The organism is Streptomyces sp. NPDC048353 (assembly GCF_055587165.1).
The window spans coordinates 1-1,460 of sequence record NZ_JBVJGU010000025.1 but is presented as its reverse complement, the minus strand read 5'-3'; the positions used below and the strand labels follow the sequence as shown (position 1 = coordinate 1,460).

Genomic DNA, 1,460 nt, shown 5'->3' with positions numbered 1-1,460 from the left:
GCCCCAGTAAACGGCGGCCGTAACTATAACGGTCCTAAGGTAGCGAAATTCCTTGTCGGGTAAGTTCCGACCTGCACGAATGGCGTAATGATGGCCAGGCTGTCTCCACCCGAGACTCAGTGAAATTGAACTCGCTGTGAAGATGCAGTGTACCCGCGGCAAGACGGAAAGACCCCGTGAACCTTTACTATAGCTTGACACTGAACATTGAGCCTTGATGTGTAGGATAGGTGGGAGGCTTTGAAGCGTGGACGCCAGTCTGCGTGGAGCCATCCTTGAAATACCACCCTTTAATGTTTGATGTTCTAACTCGGCCCCATAATCTGGGGTGAGGACAGTGTCTGGTGGGTAGTTTGACTGGGGCGGTCTCCTCCCAAAGAGTAACGGAGGAGCACGAAGGTTAGCTAATCACGGTCGGACATCGTGAGGTTAGTGCAAAGGCATAAGCTAGCTTGACTGCGAGAGTGACGGCTCGAGCAGGTACGAAAGTAGGTCTTAGTGATCCGGTGGTTCTGAATGGAAGGGCCATCGCTCAACGGATAAAAGGTACTCCGGGGATAACAGGCTGATACCGCCCAAGAGTTCATATCGACGGCGGTGTTTGGCACCTCGATGTCGGCTCATCACATCCTGGGGCTGAAGTAGGTCCCAAGGGTATGGCTGTTCGCCATTTAAAGTGGTACGCGAGCTGGGTTTAGAACGTCGTGAGACAGTTCGGTCCCTATCTGCCGTGGGCGTTGGAAGATTGAGAGGGGTTGCTCCTAGTACGAGAGGACCGGAGTGAACGCACCACTGGTGTTCGGGTTGTCATGCCAATGGCATTGCCCGGTAGCTAAGTGCGGAAAAGATAAGCGCTGAAAGCATCTAAGCGCGAAACTTGCCTCAAGATGAGTCTTCCCTGGGCCTTTAAGGTCCCTGAAGGAACGTTTAAGACTAAGACGTTGATAGGCTGGGTGTGTAAGTGCAGCGATGCATTGAGCTAACCAGTACTAATGATCCGTGAGGCTTAACCTTACAACACCGAAGGTGTTTTTAGAGAGATTTTCAGCGAAGTTCCGAGATTGGTTCTGATGGCTTCATGGAAGTGAGGCGGTTGGAATGAAACAGAATTTGCCTGGCGGCAATAGCGCGGTGGTCCCACCTGACCCCATGCCGAACTCAGAAGTGAAACGCCGTAGCGCCGATGGTAGTGTGGGGTCTCCCCATGCGAGAGTAGGACACTGCCAGGCATCAAATAAACGTTATCAGTGTGACGACTGGTAATGCGCAAATCGCAAAGCGCGAATTTGCCGGCATCGAGAGATGCAACGTAAAAGAATCGGTGGAGCGGTAGTTCAGTTGGTTAGAATACCTGCCTGTCACGCAGGGGGTCGCGGGTTCGAGCCCCGTCCGTTCCGCCACTTAATTGATAAGCCCTGAGTCTCTGACTCAGGGCTTTTTCATATCTATATTTTGCGATT

The 1,460-nt window shown here is 52.3% G+C and carries 1 tRNA gene and 2 rRNA genes; all 3 read left to right on the top strand.

Going from position 1 to position 1,460, the window contains the following annotated elements:
* Window positions 1-1,014: ribosomal RNA gene (locus ACZ6RC_RS33340) — 23S ribosomal RNA — on the top strand; the annotation flags it as partial.
* Window positions 1,015-1,113: 99 nt separating this feature from the next.
* Window positions 1,114-1,229, top strand: a 5S ribosomal RNA gene (gene rrf / locus ACZ6RC_RS33335).
* 94 nt (window positions 1,230-1,323) lie between these two features.
* Window positions 1,324-1,400, top strand: a tRNA-Asp gene (locus ACZ6RC_RS33330).
* Window positions 1,401-1,460 lie beyond the last annotated feature (60 nt).